This window comes from Bacillus sp. FJAT-49736 (genome assembly GCF_018343615.1).
Taxonomy (GTDB): domain Bacteria; phylum Bacillota; class Bacilli; order Bacillales; family Bacillaceae_C; genus Margalitia.
The window spans coordinates 324069-343153 of record NZ_JAGYPI010000004.1; the positions used below are offsets into that span (position 1 = coordinate 324069).

A 19085-nucleotide genomic window follows, 5' to 3' on the forward strand; every position below is an offset into this window, starting at 1 on the left:
ATGAAAGCTGAAGTGGTTAATCCGACAGAAATGAAGGAGAAGAAGCCAAAAAATCATGGTGCATTCTCCATAATGCTAAGAGAAATTGTAAAAGATAAATTAGCGCTTTGCTCATTCATTTTGCTGGCCATTATTTTAATCATCGTATATGGAGCAGCACTTATACTAGATCAAGAGAAGATTGTAACAGTAGATTTGTTATCTATTTATGCTCCTCCATCCGCAGAGCATCTGCTAGGAACAGATTACGGTGGAAGGGATATATTAGGACAACTAATAATAGGAGCCAAAAACTCCTTTACTATAGGTTTTTGCATCACCGTTTTAACGGGGGCTATCGGCCTTTGCGTAGGACTTTGTGCAGGTTACTTCGGCGGTAAAGTAGACAATATTATCATGCGTATTATTGATTTCATTATTATATTGCCAACGTTAATGCTTATTATCGTCTTCGTAACAATTGCACCAAAGTACAATGTGTATACATTCATTTTAATATTGACAGCTTTTTATTGGACGGGAAAAGCAAGGTTAATCCGTTCCAAAACTTTAGCGGAGAGAGAGCTTGATTATGTACAGGCCTCCAAAACATTAGGAACACCACACTGGAAGATCATTTTTCGTGAAATATTGCCAAATTTAAGCTCCATAATCATTGTTAACTTAACGTTAAACCTAGCCGGTAATATTGGGATCGAGTCTGGTTTAACCTATCTTGGATTCGGTTTGCCGGAAAGTACACCAAGCTTGGGTACTCTCGTAAGCTATGCATCCAATCCGGATGTGCTTCAAAATAAATGGTGGATTTGGTTACCCGCATCATTGCTAATTCTAGTTATGATGCTGTGTATAAATTTTATCGGTCAAGCGTTAAAACGCGCAGCCGATGCAAGACAAAGATTAGGTTAAAAAGGGAGGAAAATAAAGGATGAAGAAGAATCATCTACTTAAGATTTTAAGTCTCATCGTTGTCCTGGGACTACTGTTGTCTGCATGTAGCAGCTCGACAGGCGGAAATGGCAGCAAGAAGAAAAGTGAGCCTGGTAAACCAGCTGTAGATACCAGCAAGTTCCCAATGCAAGTAAAAAATGATAAAACAGAAGTACAAGATGGAACTTTAACTTATGCATTACTTTCCAATACTCCATTTGAAGGTACTTTGGACTATGCGTTCTATACTGGACAGCCAGATTCTGAAGTATTACAGTTCTTCTCAGAGCCGTTATTCTGGAGTAATTCAGATTATGAATTCACAAACGATGGCCCTGCAAGCTATACATTATCAGATGATAATAAAACGTTTACTGTAAAAATCAAGGATAATGTTAATTGGTCAGATGGCAAACCAGTAACAGCGGAAGATTATAAGTATTCTTTCCAAGTAATTGGTAGCCCAGATTACACTGGAGTTCGTTATGGTGATGACCTTATCCAAAGCATCGTAGGGATGAAAGAATACCATGCAGGAAAGGCAAAAGATATCTCTGGTATTAAGATTATTGATGAAAAAACTATTTCTTTCACATTTACAAAGCCAAGCCCAGCATTAATAACTGGTTTCTGGCCATATGCAATGCCTAAGCACTACCTAGGTGATATACCTATTAAAGATCTTGCAAAATCTGACAAAATTCACAAGACTCCAATTGGTTTTGGACCTTTCAAGATTAAAAAGATTGTTCCTGGAGAATCGGTTGAATATGTACGCAACGACGATTATTATGCAGGGAAGCCAAAATTAAAATCAATTATTTTAAAAGTTGTTAATCCTAAAGTAGTTTTACAATCACTTAAAAAAGGTGAAGTGGATATAGCTTCATTCCCAGCAGACCAATACCCTGCTGCTAAAAATGCAAAAGCATTTCAATTCGTAGGTAAAACAGCATTATCTTATAGCTATATTGGCTTCAAATTAGGCCATTGGGATGCGAAAAAAGGCGAAAACGTAATGGATAATCCGAAATTCGCAGATAAGAAATTACGTCAAGCTATGGCATATGCTATAGATTTTAAATCTATTGGTGAAAAAATTTATAATGGATTGAAATTCCCGGCAACTGGATTAATTCCACCATCCTTCGCTACTTGGTATGACAAGGATTCAAATCCTGCAACTTTTGATCCTGAAAAAGCGAAGAAATTATTGGATGAAGCTGGCTACAAGGATAAAGATGGAGATGGACTTCGTGAAGATCCAAAAGGTAATAAGTTCCACATTAACTTCCTAGCGATGAGTGGATCTGAAACGGCTGAGCCGCTTGCAAAATTCTATATTCAGTCTTGGAAAAATGTTGGTTTAGATGTTTCTCTAGTGGATGGACGTTTAGCAGAATTCAACTCCTTCTATAAGATGGTTGAAGAGGATGATCCAAAGGTTGATATTTTCGCTGCTGGTTGGAATACTGGAACAGACGTTGACCCTTATGGACTATACGGCAAAAATGTACCATTTAATTATGTTCACTTTGTAAGCGATAAGAACGATCAATTATTAGAAGACGGACATTCTGAAGCGGCGTTTGATAAAGAATACCGCAAGAAAGTATATAATGAATGGCAAACATATATGAATGATGAAATGCCTCTAATTCCTGGATTATTTAGCTACTCTTTAACAGCGGTTAATAACCGAGTAAAAGATTACTCACTTGATCCGGTAAAAGGAAATACTATCTGGAGAGACGTAACTGTAACAAGCGATACACCAGATGCTGAATAATGATAAAAAAGAGAAGATCCTATTGGGTCTTCTTTTTTTTTGTCTTCCAACAACAATCATTACGTTCATATAGTACAAAATGAAAAACTCAAATTATATAAGTATACGGATTAGTTGGCACCGCAGAAAACTATATCTCTATCAACCATTAATAATCATATGTGATAAAGGAATATTCAGTATAGATGTTTATTTTAGAATTATATAAATAAAAAAACTATATTGACTATTCGAATATATCAATCTATAATTTGGTTAATGATTTAATGAAATTTTAATAAAATTTTAAATATTGACATCGAGGTTTTTTTGGTTAAGGGGGATTTATTTTGGAGAATCAACCACTTTTACAATTACAGAACCTACGTACTTCCTTTCGTATCCAAGATGATTATTATGCAGCAGTAGATGACGTTAGCTTAACGGTCAATGAGAACGAAGTGGTTGCTATAGTAGGGGAATCCGGATGTGGAAAGAGTGCATTAGCACTATCCGTCATGGGTTTACATCCAGCAGAAAGAACAAAATTAGAAGGAAATATCAATTTCAACGGTCGCAACCTTCTCTCATTATCCATCGGGGAATTGAATAAGATCCGTGGAAAGGATATGGGAATGATCTTTCAGGATCCATTAACAGCGTTGAATCCACTGATGACTTGCGGCAAGCAAATTGAAGAAAGCATGAACTATCATACGAAGCTTTCAGGATCTGAAATTAAATCAAGAGCAATTGACCTATTGAAAAAGGTAGGTATCCCAAATCCGGAAAGGACCTACAAGCAGTATCCTCATGAATTATCGGGCGGGATGCGCCAGCGTGTCGTTATTGCAATCGCGATTGCGTGTGAACCTTCATTGGTTATTGCTGACGAGCCCACTACTGCATTGGATGTGACCATTCAAGCACAGATCATGGACTTATTGAAGGATCTTCAAAGCCAAATGAAAACGGGCATTATACTTATTACACATGACCTTGGGGTTGTTGCAGAAATGGCAGACCGGGTTGCAGTTATGTATGCAGGAGAAATTGTGGAGCTTGCAGACGTAACAACATTGTTCAAGAATCCATTGCACCCATATACGAGATCATTATTAAATTCCATTCCATCAACAACTACCGCTAAGGGAAGGTTGCATGTGATTCAAGGAATTGTGCCATCTCTGCAAAAATTACCGAGACAAGGATGCCGCTTTAAAGAGCGGATTAAGTGGATGGATGAACATGAACATGAAGAAAATCCAGTTTTACGCGAAGTAGAGCCAAACCACTATGTTCGCTGTACTTGTTATAAAAATTTTGACTTTCCGAAAAACGCCATAGGAGATTTAAACTATGACATTTCTTAAAATTAATAATCTAAAAGTCTATTATCCAATTCGCGGAGGTTTTTTCAGAAGAGTTGTTGACCATGTGAAAGCTGTGGACGATGTTAGCTTTGAATTAAAACAAGGGGAAACATATGGCTTGGTGGGAGAATCAGGCTGTGGAAAAACAACTACAGGTCGTACGATTATAGGATTAAATAAGGCTACCTCTGGAGAAATCATCTTCAATGGCCAGGATTTAACAAAGCTTAGCCGGAATCAATATTATCAATATCGCCGTGATATTCAAATGATCTTTCAGGATCCTTATTCTTCCTTAAACCCTCGGAAGCGTGTACTCGATATAATTGCGGAACCATTAAGGAATTTTGAGAGATTATCACCTGCAGAAGAAAAGGAAAAGGTTCAATATTATATTGAAAAAGTCGGGTTAAATCCCGAATCCATTTATAAATATCCGCATGAATTTTCCGGTGGACAAAGACAACGGATTGGTATTGCTCGCGCTTTAACATTAAAGCCAAAGCTAATTATCGCGGACGAACCGGTTTCAGCTTTGGATGTATCCGTTCAGGCACAGGTCCTTAACTTTATGCAGGATATTCAGAAAGAGTTTAATTTAACCTATTTATTTATCAGTCATGATTTAGGCATTATTCAGCATATGTGTGATCGGATTGGAATTATGTACCGTGGTCAATTTGTAGAGGAAGGCACAAGCGATGAAATTTATACCAACCCGCAGCATATTTATACAAAACGATTAATTTCCGCTATTCCTGATATCAATCCGGAAAACAGAGAAAAACAAGTGGAGCTACGCAAGGAAGTAAGTGCGGAATATAAAAATTCATATGATAAATATTTTAATACCGAGGGTAAAGTTCACAAGCTAAAAGCAATATCCGATACCCACTCGGTGGCACTACCATAGAGAGGGGACTATAAAACATGTTGAAGTTTATATTTCGTAGATTCCTAATCATGATCCCTCAGTTGTTCATATTGAGTATTCTCATATTTGCACTGGCGAAAGCAATGCCGGGAGATGCATTAACGGGACAATTAGCAAGCAACCCAAAGATGGACCCTCAGACATTGCATGAACTAAAAGAGAAATTAGGGATGTTTGATCCTCCATATGTACAATATGCAAGATGGATAAAAGGATTAGTGCATGGTGACCTTGGAATGTCTGTTATCCATCAAGTACCAGTCACCCAACTATTGGAAGGGAGACTTTGGAATACTATTCTCTTATCTGCGGCGGTCTTAATATTATCCTATATTATTGCCATACCGCTTGGGATTGTAAGTGGTAGATGGACGGATTCATGGGCAGATAAAATGATCGTTGGCTACAATTATTTAACCTATGCTACACCACTGTTCATCTTTGCCTTATTAGTACTATTCATCTTTGGATTTGTCCTCGGATGGTTTCCAACAAGCGGTAGTGTGGATATACGAGCGGAAAATGGTACATTTGCTTATTTTATGAGCAAGCTTAATCATCTCATTTTACCAGCTTTTTCAGGAGCGGTAATAAGTACTACCTATTCTATTCAAATGTTGCGTAATGAAATTATTGATACAAAAATAAAAGACTTTGTTAAAACAGCAAGAGCAAAGGGTGTTAATGAATCAAAAGTTTATACCAGCCATATTCTAAGAAACTCCTTATTGCCGATTGCAGCCTTTCTAGGATATGAAATTACAGGATTAATAAGTGGATCGGTATTCTTGGAATCTATTTTTGGATATCCAGGAATGGGACAGTTATTCATTTCCTCTATCTCACAACGTGATTTTAGTGTCGTTACGGCTCTCGTTATGCTATCTGGTTTTGCTACCTTAGTAGGTACATTATTATCAGATATCATCTTAAGCGCTGTAGATCCGCGAATCAGAATTGAGTAAACAAGGGATGGAGGGGACAAACTTGAAAGCAGAAATTGCAAATCCAGAGTTGAAAGCTGGGAAACCGAAGAATGTCGGAGCATTATCCGTCATGTGGCGCGAGCTCGTGAAAGATAAATTGGCATTAATATCTTTAATCTTACTTGGGGTACTCTTGATCATTGTATATGGGGCTTCTCTTATACTAGATCAAGAGAAAATAATCACAGTTGATTTATTATCCATTTATGCTCCTCCATCGGCCGAGCATTTGCTGGGAACTGATTACGGTGGCAGGGATATACTAGGACAATTAATAATAGGAGCCAAAAACTCCTTTACTATAGGTTTTTGTATTACCTTATTAACGGGAATCATCGGACTTTGTGTAGGTCTTTGTGCAGGTTACTTCGGCGGTCAAGTGGATAATGTAATAATGCGTATTATTGATTTCATCATTATTCTACCGACATTAATGCTAATTATCGTATTTGTAACTATTGCACCTAAGTACAATGTGTATACTTTCATATTAATATTAACTGCATTCTATTGGACAGGAAAAGCCAGGCTCATTCGTTCCAAAACACTAGCTGAACGCGAGCTTGATTATGTTCAAGCATCCAAAACATTAGGAACACCGCATTGGAAGATCATTTTTCGTGAAATATTGCCAAATTTAAGCTCCATAATCATTGTTAACTTAACGTTAAACCTAGCCGGTAATATTGGGATCGAGTCTGGTTTAACCTATCTAGGATTTGGATTGCCGGAAAGCTCTCCGAGCTTGGGGACTCTCGTAAGCTATGCATCCAATCCGGATGTTCTCCAAAATAAATGGTGGATTTGGTTACCTGCATCATTGCTTATTCTAGTTATGATGTTGTGTATAAATTTTATCGGTCAAGCGTTAAAACGCGCAGCCGATGCAAGACAAAGATTAGGATAATAAAAAAAGGGGGAAAAGTAAGGATGAAGAAAAAGCATCTATTTAAGTTTTTTAGTCTCATCGTCGTCCTGGGACTACTGTTGTCAGCTTGTAGCAGCTCGACAGGAACAAATAGCAAACCGGGGAAGAAGACTGAGCCTGGTAAACCAGCTGTAGATACCAGCAAGTTTCCACTTGAAGTAAAAAATGATAAAGCAGCAGTGCAAGATGGCTCTTTAACCTATGCATTAGTTTCCAATACTCCATTTGAAGGTACATTGGACTATGCATTCTATACAGGGCAGCCAGATTCTGAAGTATTACAGTTCTTCTCAGAACCTTTATTCTGGACGAATGGAGACTATGAATTCACAAACGACGGCCCTGCTAGTTATACTTTATCAGATGATAAAAAGACATTTACTGTAAAAATAAAGGATAATGTTAATTGGACAGATGGTAAGCCGGTTACAGCGGAAGATTATAAATATTCTTTCCTAGTAATTGGTAGCCCTGATTACACTGGTGTACGTTATGGTGACGATCTAATCCAAAGTATTGTTGGGATGGATGATTATCATAAAGGAAAAGCAAAAGATATTTCTGGTATTAAAATCATTGATGAAAAAACACTTTCATTCACATTTACTAAGGCAAGCCCGGCATTATTAACTGGTTTCTGGCCATATGCAATGCCTAAGCACTACATCGGCGATATTCCTATTAAAAATCTTGCGAAGTCTGATAAAATTCACAAGACACCACTTGGTTTCGGTGCATTCAAGATTAAAAAGATTGTTCCAGGAGAATCAGTTGAATATGAGCGCAATGACAATTATTTTGCGGGTGCGCCAAAACTTAAAACAATTATTTTAAAGGTTGTTAGCCCTAAAGTAATTTTACAAGCACTTAAAAAAGGTGAAGTGGATGTTGCAACACTTCCAGCAGACCAATACCCTGCTGCTAAAAATGCAAAAGCATTTCAGTTCGTAGGCAAGACAGCGTTATCCTACAACTATATTGGCTTTAAATTAGGTCATTGGGATGCGAAAAAAGGCGAAAACATAATGGATAATCCAAAATTAGCGGATAAGCGTTTACGTCAAGCGATGGCAGCTGCGATAGACTTTAAATCAGTTGGGGAAAAAATCTTCTATGGTTTGAAATTCCCGGCGACTGGACTAATTCCGCCATCCTTCCCGACTTGGTATAATAAGGATTCTAATCCAGTAACATTCGATCCTGAAAAGGCGAAGAAATTATTGGATGAAGCAGGTTATAAGGATAAAGATGGAGATGGACTTCGTGAAGATCCACAAGGTAATAAGTTCCATATCAACTTCTTAGCGATGAGCGGATCTGATACTGCTGAACCGCTTGCGAAATTCTATATTCAGTCTTGGAAGAATGTTGGTTTAGATGTTTCTTTAGTAGATGGACGTCTAGCAGAATTCAACTCCTTCTATAAGATGGTTGAAGAGGATGATCCAAAAGTTGATGTATATGCAGGTGGTTGGGGAACAGGTACGGACGTAGACCCTTACGGATTATACGGACGAAATGTACCATTCAACTATCCTCACTTTGTAAGTGACAAGAACGATCAATTGTTAGAAGATGGACATTCAGAGAAAGCATTTGACACTGAATACCGTAAGAAAGTGTATGATGAGTGGCAAACATATATGAACGATGAACTACCTGTTATTCCTGCATTATTTAGTTATTCTCTTTATGCGATTAATAACCGTGTAAAAGATTACTCACTTGATGCAGTAAAACAAAATTCTATTTGGAAAGACGTAAGTGTAACAAGCGATACTCCAGATGTAGAATAATAATAGAAGGGATGGTCCAATATATGGATCATCCCTTTTTACATTACCATTACAAAAACTGAAACAAAGTGGAAGATACGACCGTAATATTATTGAATTAGATTACTAAAAATAAAGAAACTGGAGGTGGAAAAATGAAAATTCCCGTACCTCAAAATAGAATTTCTAAAAGAGCATTAGCTGTTTGGAGAATATCAGGTTTAATATCTTTTATCATTGTCGGTATCATTATTGCAGGAATCTTATTTTCTTTGGACTTCTTTCTTCCTCTCTCAAGATGGTGGTATGTATTAGGAGTTATCATTTTAATACTTTATTTCATTTTAAAAGTTGCTGTTATTCCAAGTATAAGATGGAAAGTATGGAGATATGAGGTAAGAGACAAGGAAGTAGAACTGCAACATGGAGTTTTTGTAATTAGTCGAACATTAATTCCGATGGTAAGAGTACAGCATGTTGATACGGTACAAGGTCCATTGCTAAGGAAATATCGTTTAGCAACCTTATTAATATCAACTGCTGCAACTGTTCATCATATTCCTGCCATTGATATAGACGAAGCAGATCAATTGAGACATTCTATTTCTTCTTTAGCAAAGGTGGATGAGGATGATGTCTGAACGGAAAAAATTGCATCCCATTACTTGCATTTTAAACTCCTTAAAACAATTAAAAAGTATGATAATACCCCTAATTGGATTAGTAGCAATTGGCCATAAAGGTGATTCATCAGGGGATTGGTTATCGCTTATTACTACTGGAATTGCTTTGATTATTGTCTTAGCTGCTGGAATCGTAAAATGGCTGAGATTTTCATATAGAGTAGAAGAAGGGGAATTACGTATTGAATATGGCCTTTTTATAAAGAAGAAAAGGTATATACCACTGGAGAGAATCCAATCCTTAAGCTTTTCGGAAGGAATTTTGCAAAGACCTTTTGGTTTAGTAAAAGTAGTAGTCGAGACAGCTGGATCCAATTTACATGAAGCGGAAGCGGAACTAACGGCAATAGGAAAATCAGAAGCAGCAAATCTGGAGAAAAAAATAAATGAATGGAAAAGTGTTAAGAAACTTACAGATGATGTATTGATAGATAAGAGAGAGCTTCTACATTATAAAATCTCAACAAAAGATTTACTAACAATGTCTGCAACTTCGGGAGGGGTAGGAGTAATATTATCAGCTATACTTGCATTATTAACACAAATAGATAATTTCCTCCCGTATAAGAGACTTTTTAATGAAGCTAGTTCAATATTCCAAGGCAGTATATTTTTTCTAATTAGCTTAATTATCCTTGGCCTAATTGCTGCTTGGTTGCTTTCTGTTCTTTTCACTTTCTTAAAATACAGCAATTTTACATTGTCTGAAATTAATAATGATTTAATTATTACACGTGGAATGCTGGAAAAGAGGAAGGTAACTATTCCGTTAAATCGTATTCAAGCCATACGTGTATCTGAAAATCCGATACGCGGACTTTTTGGATATACTTCCGTATTCATTGAAAGTGCTGGTGGAAACATAGAGGACCAAGAGAGTAGAAATATTTTATTGCTACCAATGGTAAAAAGAGAAGCATTTCCCAATATACTACATACTTTTTTAAAGGATTATCATTTTCAGATTGAATTAAGGAAACCCCCATCGAGGGCAAGGGTAAATTATTTGGCGAGAGAAATAATTAAGATGCTTCCGATGATAGTAATTCTTCTTCTTATTTTTAGAACATATGGATTGTTTAGTCTTTGCCTGTTAGTATATCCATTTATGATTAGTCATTTTCGTTATCATGCAGCAGGCTGGAGTATACAACACCAGCAATTAACATTAAGATATCGACGCTTTCTAAAACATACGGTTTATATGAAGAAAAATAGAATCCAATCCATTGAAGCATCTTCCACTTGGTTTCAAAAAAGAAAAAGGCTAGCTTCTATTCATTCCACGGTAAAATCAACTGGTTTAGCCACGGAAACCAATGTACGATATCTATCTGATACAGATATAGAGACCATATATAAATGGTATTTGCCAAATTAGTTAAGTTAGAACAGAAAGTTCTTATTAATCGATTCATTCTTTGAAAAAATCCAACCGAATAAAATCCCGGCTGTAAATCCAGCAATATGGGCAGTGATATTTACATTTTCTTCAAAATTGGTCATAAAAACCGTTATGATCATTATTAAAAACAGTATCGCCCGATTTTGTTTGGATAGAAAAAGTTTATTTTGCAAAGTGAAAAGTAAAAAACAGCCTAACAGTCCAAAAATTGAACCGCTGGAACCAGTATGAGTGTAGGATAATGGAAGTAATAAGAAAGTAGCAGTATTTCCTGCAAATCCAGAGCAAATATACAATAAAACAAGTTTCCATTTTCCTAAAAAACTTTCAATAAAACAACCCATGACTGCCAGTGATAGTGTGTTATAGAAAAAATGGGCAAAATGAAGATGAATGAACATAGGAGTGAATAGTCTCCACCACTCCCCCTCCGAAATATTTAAGTTTATCCCTATTAGTGTTTTTAAAAAGGGTTGATGAGGGACGAATGGAATTTGCAAGTAGAGATAGAAAGAAAAATGGATTAAAATGATGGAAAAGGTTATTGGATGCAATTTTATAAAAAATGAGAGGCTATTATGTCGCTTAAGCATAAGTTTACTCCTTTCGTAAGGGTTGTACCCTATCTTTATGCGACAGTATCGGACGATAGAAGGGATAGAATATGATAAAAGGAATCGGGCTAGACATTATTGAAATAGAGCGAGTGCAAAAAGTTTGCGAGAGACAGAAAAAGTTTCCTGAAAGGGTTCTAGTTGGCAGTGAGCTTCAAACATATGAAGCATTAGCGCTGAAACGAAGATTTGAATTTTTGGCAGGTCGATTTGCTGCAAAGGAGGCTTTTGCAAAAGCGCAAGGTACTGGATTTGGAAAAGAGCTATCCTTTACTGATATTGAGATTTTGGTTGATGTAAACGGAAAGCCATATATTAATAAACCTATAAAAGAAGGAGTTCATCTCTCTATTACACATAGTGAACAATACGCTGCTGCACAAGTAATTATCGAAGAAACCTAGATGTAATGGATATTAATATATTTAAGAAGAAATTATAGAAAAGGAAAGAGAGTTGCAACATCCCTTGCATATTCCCGGAGGTTGTCTCATATATTCATAGTGCGATAGGAGAGACAAGGCTTAAGGCGAAATAGCTTTAAAGTTCACTTCAAGCAGAACTTTTGGTTATCGATCAGTTATAATGGCCTTTCTCTTCACCAACGAATAAATGAGAGATGAAGGGGTTGAAGGGATGAAGAAAAAGTTTTGGATACTTGCAGTGGTACTGGCAGCAATTCTTGCATTGTCAGCTTGTGGATCCAAGTCGCAAGAGGATGTTGTGGACGATTTAAATGGAAAGCTGGAAAAACTATCGGGTTATAAGGCAACTGCAGAAATGACATTGAAAATGGGGAATGAACCGCAAACCTATAACATTGAAATTTGGCATAATAAACCAGACTATTACCGGGTTGAATTAAAAAATTCGAAAAAGGATCAAAGCCAGATGATCCTCAGGAACAAAGATGGTGTCTACGTATTAACTCCTACATTAAACAAAAGCTATAAATTCCAAAGTGAATGGCCGAAAAATAGTAGCCAAGCATATTTATATGAATCATTAGTAAAAGATATTTTACAAGATAAAAGCGCAAAATTTAAGACAACAAAAAATACTTATGTATTCGAAACGAAAACTCGTTATCAGAATAATAAGATGCTCCCTGTTCAAGAGATTTCATTTGATAAGAGAACATTGACACCGAAAAGCGTAAAAGTGATGGATACGAATAAAAACACTTTAGTTTCTGTGAAATTCACAAAAGTTCAGCTTAATGCAAAGTTTGATAAAAATGCATTCGATACGAAAAAGAATTTAACGGGTGCTACTATTGGTAAGAATTCTAAGGATGTCAATGTAAATGGTAGCGAATTCACCGTAAAATATCCTGAAGCAAAAATTGGCGAGTTATATGATGAAAAAGAAATAACTACTGAAAATGGAAAACGGGTTATTTTAACGTATAACGGCAACAAACCATTTACGATGATTCAAGAGAAAGCAACTGTATCGCCTGCTTCTGTGATGGAAGTTACTGCAATGAATGGCGATATGGTAGATTTGGGTTTTGTTGTTGGTGAAATGACAAAGAACTCTTTAACTTGGACACAAGATGGAGTCAAGTATATGATTGCTTCTAAGAAATTATCGAAAAATGAAATGATTGAGATTGCTGAATCTGTTCAAGGTCAGCCAGTAAAATAAATGGATGGGGCAGGTTACAATAGTAGCCTGCTTTTTTCGTGCTCTGAACAACTCATTCTTTAGTTAAACTGCACTTGAGTATTATTTGTTCTCAACCCCTTCTATTACAGCTTATTTCACATATATATATGCATTGTGGAAATCCTATTAAAATATTTTTGAAATAATAGTAACTTTATTGTAACGTTTTTGTAACAATGATCGTCTATGTATATGTAATCAAAAAATTGGGGAGGAACCAAAATGAAAAAATTATTATCTGCATTACTTGCTTTAACTGCTTTATTTACTTTTAGCATTGGAGCATCCGCACAAACCACAAGTAAGCAAACTTTAACAAACACACAGGCTTTAAAATTAGCAGTAGATGCCCGTACTCATTTCTGGAGCGTTATGTCAGGTAGCGATTCTAAGATTAAGCACAAGAGTGGGGTAGTAAAAACATTTACTTATAAAGGAATGGAGTACCGTTACTTCAGTAAAGAATTTGATTCAAAGCCAAAATTAGTTAAGTACATGAATGAAGCTTACACGTTAAATGCAATTGAAAAAGGATTTAAAAAATATCATTTCATTACGTATAAAGGAAAGCTTGCGCAACCAAATGCTGATTTTGGAAGCTTATTGGAATGGGATAAGGCAAAAGTAAAATTATTGTATCAACGAAAAGATGTACGTCTATATGAATTTATTGTACCTTATGGTAAAAATCAGAATTCGAAGCAAAGAGTAACTTTTGTAAAAGTGGGGAATAAATGGCAAATCAACGACTTTGATGCTGTTCATTAATTCACTATTCAGCACCAAGCCGTAAATACTTGGCTTGGTGCTTTTATGAGAAAAAATTTATATTTTGAGAGTACCGATTCAAGAGAATAGAGCGGGAATTTGGGGGAAGGCAATATGTCAGCGACAGATAGAAGTGCAAAACGCTATATGCCGGGATTAGATGGGTTAAGAGCAATAGCTGTTTTAGCTGTTATTTTTTATCATTTAAACTTTCAGTGGGCTGGTGGTGGTTTTTTAGGAGTTGTAGTGTTTTTTGTTCTTTCAGGATATCTTATTACAGATCTTTTATTGAAGGAATGGAGACAGACTAATCAAATAAATTTAAAGAAATTCTGGATTCGGCGAATAAAGAGATTACTTCCGGGACTTTTATTTATGTTGATCGTAGTCATGGCATGGATAACAATTATCGATCCTTCGTTGGTGGAAAAATCTCGTTCGGTTTTTTTTGCATCTATTTTTTATGTAAGTAATTGGTGGTTTATTATTCATAAGGTTTCTTATTTTGAAAGCTTCGGTCCGCCATCTCCTTTTAATCACTTATGGTCGCTGGCGGTGGAAGAACAATTTTATATCATTTGGCCATTTGTAGTGTTATTGGTGCTATCCATATTTAGAAAGAAAATGGTATTGGTGTGGGTTACTCTTATTGCAGGAGCAGTTTCTGTACTTCTAATGGTAATGCTTTTTCATCCTGGAACAGATCCAAGCAGAGTATATTATGGAACTGATACTCGTATTTTTTCCCTTTTACTTGGAGCATGTCTTGCGATATTATGGCCAAGTCAAAATCTGTCTAGTCGGTTGCCAAAGCTTCATCGTTTTGTTTTGGACATATGCGGAACAGGAGCGTTTGTTTTACTTATCTGGCTGATTGTTAATACAAGCCAATATTCAACTTTTGTATATCAAGGCGGTATGCTTCTCACTTCTGTTGTAAGTATTGTAGTCATCATGTCTTTATCCCATCCGGCAAGCTTCATTGGGAAATTAGCTGGGCATAAAGTCCTTCGCTGGATAGGAGTGCGCTCTTATGGGATTTATTTATGGCAGTTTCCGATTATTACTTTAACTACCCCGAATACTAGTGACGGTTTTGAACTTATTCGCTCCTTCTTACAAATTGCCGCCATAATCATTATTGCTAATTTTTCATGGATTTATATAGAAAAGCCTATTCTCAATGGAGCATTAAAAAATATAAAAATAAATATGTCTTTTGGAAAACGGACCTTTATCACCACTCCTTTTTTCTATAGACTACTTATAGGTTTAATCGTGTTAATGACAGGTATTTCCTGCTTTGGTCTAACATCAAAAGCGTATTTGCAGAAGTCAGGGCCGGAAAAAAATGAGTTATATACTTGGATACCGGATAGTGAATTAAATAATCAGATACAAACTCCAATCTCAGTGGAGCCTACTGAAAATTCCGATTCAATAAATTCAACGCAACCCAAACCTACAAATCCGTTGGATGCTAATAACCTTTCTCAAAACCAGGCAAATCATCCTACCTCAACTTCTAAAAAGAATGGTTTGAAACAAGCACGTTCAATCGTTACAGTTATCGGTGATTCTGTCATGGTGGATGTTGGCCCAATTCTAAAAAACCAATTACCGAATGCGAATATTAATGCGAAAATCGGTAGACAAATGTCTGAAGGTATTTCCATTATCCATAGCTTAAAAATAAAAGGTGCCTTAGGAAATATCGTGGTCATTGAATTAGGTACAAATGGAGCCTTTTCCCAAAAACAACTTCAGTCCTTAATCAGAGAAATCGGAAAATCGAGAAAGATATTATTAATAAATACTAGAGTACCACGTCCTTGGGAAAAAGAGGTTAATTCTACCTTACAGAAGGCATCAGCTTCTTATTCCAATGTCCACCTGGTGAATTGGTATGATAAAAGTAAAGGAAGAAAAGATTATTTTTACCCTGATGGCGTTCATCCTAACCATAAAGGATCAGAAGCTTATGCAAATATGATTTTAAAGGCGATAAAAAACTAGTAACCTAATAAAATGATTTAATTCAACCTCTTTTCAATTGGAAAGGGGTTGAATCATGTTATCGGTACTTTAATTTAATATTACTTAGCAAAATGGTTGACTTTACAAAGGGAGAGATAAATAATCATAACAATTACTAATTTTTATTATTAGGGAAGTGTTTTTGAAATATGATTTCACCATTCTACCGTGATACCTGGGCGGAAATCGAATTAGATTATTTAAAGGAAAATGTTAAGTCTGTAAGAAAGCATTTGCCAAGTGAAATTAACATTTTTGCAGTAGTAAAGGCAAATGGGTATGGTCATGGAGATGTCCAAGTTGCTAAGACAGCAATCGAGGCAGGTGCCCACGGCTTGACAGTGGCATTCTTGGATGAAGCTTTAGTATTGAGAAGAAATGGCATTCATGTACCGATAATCGTTTTAGGTGCAGCGAGGCCAGAGGATGCACCTATTGCGGCAATATATAATATTTCTTTAACTGTTTTTCAAAAAGAGTGGTTGGAGAAGGCTTTATTATTCTTGAATAAAGATGAAACTCTCTCCATACATGTGAAATGTGACACAGGTATGGGGAGATTAGGAATAAGAGATATCGATGAGTTAAAGGATATTGTAACTGTTATTAATAAGAATACTAATATTGCATTTGACGGGATATTTACCCATTTTGCAACGGCTGATGAGCTCAATACGGAATACTATGAAATACAATTGCATCGATTTATAGAAATGGTGAATGCTTTAGAGGAAAAGCCCCGTTATATTCATTGTGCAAATAGTGCATCGGCATTGCGCTTTAAACAATCAGGTTTTAATGCTGTAAGATTGGGCATTGCAATGTATGGTTTGACACCTTCCGAAGAAATGGAAAGCCTCATCCCTTTCCCGCTAAAAGAGGTTTTCTCACTTCATACAAAAATTGTGTATGTAAAGAAGCTGCCACCAGGTGAGAGTATTAGTTATGGTGCGACCTACAAGACACAAACAGAGGAATGGATAGCAACAATCCCAATCGGGTATGCTGATGGATGGATTCGCAAATTGCAAGGACAAGTCGTACTAGTGGATGGTAAAGAAGTGCCTATTGTAGGAAGAATATGCATGGATCAATGTATGATTAAGCTTCCCTACTATTTGCCGGTCGGCACAGAAGTAACCTTAATTGGAAAACAAGGAGAACGTTTCATATCGGTTAACGACATTGCGCGCAAATTGGACACCATAAATTATGAAATTCCTTGTATCATTTCAAAAAGAGTTCCCCGTATTTATATTAAGAATGGAGAAGTAACGGAAATAAGAAACGGATTATTAGATTGTTGAAAGGTTATGTTGAATTTTGTAAACTACACAGAAATTGCCATTTTAATTGAAATACCGCAATACTACAGTATTTTGTGAGTAAATATCGTTTTTATATTTCATTTCTCTATTATTATGCATAAATGGTTGATTTTTTTGCCGATAATAGTGAGGAATGACTAAATAGTCTTTGCATATAGTTAATTTGGTGGTATTATTAAATTGGTATTTAAGAATCGGTGTGTAGTGATTGGTGGAGGTGTAGTTTGTGTCTGAATCCAGCGCAACAACAGAAATATTAATTAGATTACCGCAACAACTATTATCTGAACTTGATGGATTTGCTGAACAAGAGAATGTGAATCGTAATGAATTCATTTATCGCGCTACAAAAATGTATCTTCGGGAAAGAAGAAAACGTCAAATTCGTGAATCCATGAGACGAGGATATATGGAAATGGCTAAAATTAATTTAGCGATAGCATCAGAAGCGATTCAGGCAGAATACGAAGCAGAACATACAGTAGAACGCTTGGTTAGCGGAGGTTAGTCCTTTGATTGTTAAGCGTGGTGACGTGTACTTTGCTGACCTTTCCCCGGTGGTTGGATCGGAGCAAGGCGGGGTTCGACCGGTATTGGTCATACAAAATGACATTGGGAATAGGTTTAGTCCGACTGTAATTGTTGCTGCTATTACAGCGCAAATCCAAAAAGCAAAACTGCCTACACATGTTGAAATTGATGCAAAGCGTTACGGCTTTGAACGCGATTCTGTTATTTTGCTCGAACAAATTCGCACAATTGACAAACAACGCTTAACGGACAAAATCACGCATCTGGACGAAGAGATGATGGAAAAAGTAGAGGATGCTCTGCAAATTAGTTTAGGACTCATAGAATTTTGACAAACGCTCAATATAGAGCGTTTTTATTTTTTTATAATTTGACAGAATATTAAATCAAATAAATAGGAAATAAGTAGTATTTGTCTTAGAATACGAGTAAATTAATTTTTCTAATATTAAAAATTTGTTAATCTTAATATAGATACATAGATAAAACCTTTGAATATATCCAATACAGAAATGGAGAGGTAGTATGCATAACTTTTTAAAAGACTATATTTCCAACAATAAAGAAGCCATTTTAGCAGAATGGATAAAAAGGATGAAGGAAGAAGGGGATGAAAGGGTAACAAGGACCGTATCTGAACAAGTATATCAAAATCTTAGTTCGGAGTTTGTGGATGTGATTTTTGCCCGGGTGAAAAAGTCAAATCAGGAATACACGGAAAAACTCGAGGAATTCTCAGAAAGAATTGTCCGCTTAGGTTGGCCGTTGACATATGTATCCTTAGGATTAACGACACTTGGGCGAATTATTTATTCTGAGGTTTTTAACAGAGGTTTAATTCCGACGGATAGAGTAATGGAATTTGCGATTGTATATGATAAATGGATGACTCCGATGTTTCATGAGATTATTCAGGCATACACTGCGTCATGGGAACGAACCGTCTCTTTGCAAAAAATTGCATTACAAGAGCTGTCGGCTCCTTTAATCCCTGTATTTGAAAAAATTTCGGTAATGCCATTGGTAGGTACGATTGATACAGAACGGGCGAAATTAATTATGGAAAATCTCTTAAGCGGGGTAGTAAAACATCGGTCTGAGGTTGTTTTAATCGATATTACAGGTGTTCCTGTAGTGGATACAATGGTCGCGCATCATATCATTCAGGCTGCAGATGCCGTTAGACTAGTAGGAGCTAAGTGTATGTTAGTGGGTATTAGACCAGAAATTGCACAAACAATCGTCAATCTAGGCATAAACTTAAATCAGGTTATTACCACTAGTACACTGCGTATCGGGATTGAGAAAGCTTTAGAAATGACAAATAGGAAAATTGTAAAATTGGAGGCTTAAG

Annotated in this window: 18 protein-coding genes; 17 read left to right on the forward strand and 1 reads right to left on the reverse strand. The window is 36.2% G+C overall.

Annotated elements, in window-relative coordinates; translation table 11 throughout:
• The 9 genes from KHA87_RS19605 (at window position 1) to KHA87_RS19645 (ending at window position 10758) form a co-directional block, all read left to right on the forward strand.
• Window positions 1-909, forward strand: coding sequence for an ABC transporter permease (locus tag KHA87_RS19605; RefSeq protein ID WP_481748383.1), 909 nt, complete (start codon window positions 1-3; stop codon window positions 907-909).
• A gap of 19 nt (window positions 910-928) precedes the next feature.
• Window positions 929-2719 (forward strand): oligopeptide ABC transporter substrate-binding protein, encoded by a 1791-nt coding sequence (gene opp4A, locus KHA87_RS19610; protein ID WP_213095874.1) that lies wholly within the window; start codon window positions 929-931, stop codon window positions 2717-2719.
• A 329-nt stretch (window positions 2720-3048) separates the two neighbouring features.
• The gene (locus tag KHA87_RS19615) at window positions 3049-4071 is read left to right on the forward strand and encodes an ABC transporter ATP-binding protein (protein WP_213095875.1); all 1023 of its coding nucleotides are present in this window, start codon (window positions 3049-3051) and stop codon (window positions 4069-4071) included.
• Window positions 4058-4984 (forward strand): ABC transporter ATP-binding protein, encoded by a 927-nt coding sequence (locus tag KHA87_RS19620; RefSeq protein WP_213095876.1) that lies wholly within the window; start codon window positions 4058-4060, stop codon window positions 4982-4984. The genes KHA87_RS19615 and KHA87_RS19620 overlap by 14 nt, the downstream gene beginning before the upstream one ends.
• A 17-nt stretch (window positions 4985-5001) precedes the next feature.
• Window positions 5002-5970: an oligopeptide ABC transporter permease gene (gene opp4B / locus KHA87_RS19625; RefSeq protein ID WP_213095877.1), complete on the forward strand. Its 969-nt coding sequence runs from the start codon at window positions 5002-5004 to the stop codon at window positions 5968-5970.
• A gap of 7 nt (window positions 5971-5977) precedes the next feature.
• Window positions 5978-6898, forward strand: a complete 921-nt coding sequence (locus tag KHA87_RS19630; RefSeq protein ID WP_213095878.1) for an ABC transporter permease — start codon at window positions 5978-5980, stop codon at window positions 6896-6898.
• 23 nt (window positions 6899-6921) lie between these two features.
• On the forward strand, window positions 6922-8715 hold the full coding sequence (gene opp4A, locus KHA87_RS19635) for an oligopeptide ABC transporter substrate-binding protein (RefSeq protein ID WP_213095879.1): 1794 nt from the start codon (window positions 6922-6924) through the stop codon (window positions 8713-8715).
• A 134-nt stretch (window positions 8716-8849) separates the two neighbouring features.
• The gene (locus KHA87_RS19640) at window positions 8850-9335 is read left to right on the forward strand and encodes a PH domain-containing protein (protein ID WP_213095880.1); all 486 of its coding nucleotides are present in this window, start codon (window positions 8850-8852) and stop codon (window positions 9333-9335) included.
• The gene (locus tag KHA87_RS19645) at window positions 9325-10758 is read left to right on the forward strand and encodes a PH domain-containing protein (RefSeq protein WP_213095881.1); all 1434 of its coding nucleotides are present in this window, start codon (window positions 9325-9327) and stop codon (window positions 10756-10758) included. The genes KHA87_RS19640 and KHA87_RS19645 overlap by 11 nt, the downstream gene beginning before the upstream one ends.
• 5 nt (window positions 10759-10763) lie before the next feature.
• Here KHA87_RS19645 and KHA87_RS19650 read toward each other — a convergent pair whose 3' ends face one another.
• Complete coding sequence (locus KHA87_RS19650) at window positions 10764-11375, reverse strand: rhomboid family intramembrane serine protease (protein WP_213095882.1); 612 nt, start codon at window positions 11373-11375, stop codon at window positions 10764-10766.
• Window positions 11376-11446: 71 nt separating this feature from the next.
• On the opposite strand from KHA87_RS19650, the gene acpS reads away from it, so the two are divergent.
• The 8 genes from acpS to KHA87_RS19690 all read left to right on the forward strand — a co-directional run bounded on the left by acpS (window position 11447) and on the right by KHA87_RS19690 (window position 19084).
• Window positions 11447-11800, forward strand: a complete 354-nt coding sequence (acpS, locus tag KHA87_RS19655; RefSeq protein WP_213095883.1) for a holo-ACP synthase — start codon at window positions 11447-11449, stop codon at window positions 11798-11800.
• Window positions 11801-12032: 232 nt separating this feature from the next.
• Window positions 12033-13046, forward strand: a complete 1014-nt coding sequence (locus tag KHA87_RS19660) for a LolA family protein (protein ID WP_213095884.1) — start codon at window positions 12033-12035, stop codon at window positions 13044-13046.
• A gap of 243 nt (window positions 13047-13289) precedes the next feature.
• The gene (locus KHA87_RS19665; protein ID WP_213095885.1) at window positions 13290-13835 is read left to right on the forward strand and encodes an IseA DL-endopeptidase inhibitor family protein; all 546 of its coding nucleotides are present in this window, start codon (window positions 13290-13292) and stop codon (window positions 13833-13835) included.
• A gap of 114 nt (window positions 13836-13949) precedes the next feature.
• Window positions 13950-15851 carry an acyltransferase family protein gene (locus KHA87_RS19670; RefSeq protein ID WP_213095886.1) on the forward strand — a complete coding sequence of 634 codons (1902 nt, stop codon included), beginning with the start codon at window positions 13950-13952 and terminating at the stop codon, window positions 15849-15851.
• A 170-nt stretch (window positions 15852-16021) separates the two neighbouring features.
• The gene (alr, locus tag KHA87_RS19675; protein ID WP_213095887.1) at window positions 16022-17179 is read left to right on the forward strand and encodes an alanine racemase; all 1158 of its coding nucleotides are present in this window, start codon (window positions 16022-16024) and stop codon (window positions 17177-17179) included.
• Between the two features lie 247 nt (window positions 17180-17426).
• Window positions 17427-17708, forward strand: a complete 282-nt coding sequence (locus KHA87_RS19680; protein WP_055741346.1) for a CopG family ribbon-helix-helix protein — start codon at window positions 17427-17429, stop codon at window positions 17706-17708.
• 4 nt (window positions 17709-17712) lie between these two features.
• On the forward strand, window positions 17713-18063 hold the full coding sequence (locus KHA87_RS19685; RefSeq protein WP_213095888.1) for a type II toxin-antitoxin system PemK/MazF family toxin: 351 nt from the start codon (window positions 17713-17715) through the stop codon (window positions 18061-18063).
• A 193-nt stretch (window positions 18064-18256) separates the two neighbouring features.
• Window positions 18257-19084, forward strand: coding sequence for an RsbT co-antagonist protein RsbRA (locus tag KHA87_RS19690; RefSeq protein ID WP_213095889.1), 828 nt, complete (start codon window positions 18257-18259; stop codon window positions 19082-19084).
• Window position 19085 lies beyond the last annotated feature (1 nt).

Bases quoted from the DNA above. Each gene is read 5' to 3' on its own strand.
- KHA87_RS19605 (WP_481748383.1), top strand. From the start codon at position 1: ATGAAAGCTGAAGTGGTTAATCCGACAGAAATGAAGGAGAAGAAGCCA.
- opp4A (WP_213095874.1), top strand. From the start codon at position 929: ATGAAGAAGAATCATCTACTTAAGATTTTAAGTCTCATCGTTGTCCTG.
- KHA87_RS19620 (WP_213095876.1), top strand. From the start codon at position 4,058: ATGACATTTCTTAAAATTAATAATCTAAAAGTCTATTATCCAATTCGC.
- opp4B (WP_213095877.1), top strand. From the start codon at position 5,002: ATGTTGAAGTTTATATTTCGTAGATTCCTAATCATGATCCCTCAGTTG.
- KHA87_RS19630 (WP_213095878.1), top strand. From the start codon at position 5,978: ATGGAGGGGACAAACTTGAAAGCAGAAATTGCAAATCCAGAGTTGAAA.
- opp4A (WP_213095879.1), top strand. From the start codon at position 6,922: ATGAAGAAAAAGCATCTATTTAAGTTTTTTAGTCTCATCGTCGTCCTG.
- KHA87_RS19640 (WP_213095880.1), top strand. From the start codon at position 8,850: ATGAAAATTCCCGTACCTCAAAATAGAATTTCTAAAAGAGCATTAGCT.
- KHA87_RS19645 (WP_213095881.1), top strand. From the start codon at position 9,325: ATGATGTCTGAACGGAAAAAATTGCATCCCATTACTTGCATTTTAAAC.
- KHA87_RS19650 (WP_213095882.1), bottom strand. From the start codon at position 11,375: ATGCTTAAGCGACATAATAGCCTCTCATTTTTTATAAAATTGCATCCA.
- acpS (WP_213095883.1), top strand. From the start codon at position 11,447: ATGATAAAAGGAATCGGGCTAGACATTATTGAAATAGAGCGAGTGCAA.
- KHA87_RS19660 (WP_213095884.1), top strand. From the start codon at position 12,033: ATGAAGAAAAAGTTTTGGATACTTGCAGTGGTACTGGCAGCAATTCTT.
- KHA87_RS19665 (WP_213095885.1), top strand. From the start codon at position 13,290: ATGAAAAAATTATTATCTGCATTACTTGCTTTAACTGCTTTATTTACT.
- KHA87_RS19670 (WP_213095886.1), top strand. From the start codon at position 13,950: ATGTCAGCGACAGATAGAAGTGCAAAACGCTATATGCCGGGATTAGAT.
- alr (WP_213095887.1), top strand. From the start codon at position 16,022: ATGATTTCACCATTCTACCGTGATACCTGGGCGGAAATCGAATTAGAT.
- KHA87_RS19690 (WP_213095889.1), top strand. From the start codon at position 18,257: ATGCATAACTTTTTAAAAGACTATATTTCCAACAATAAAGAAGCCATT.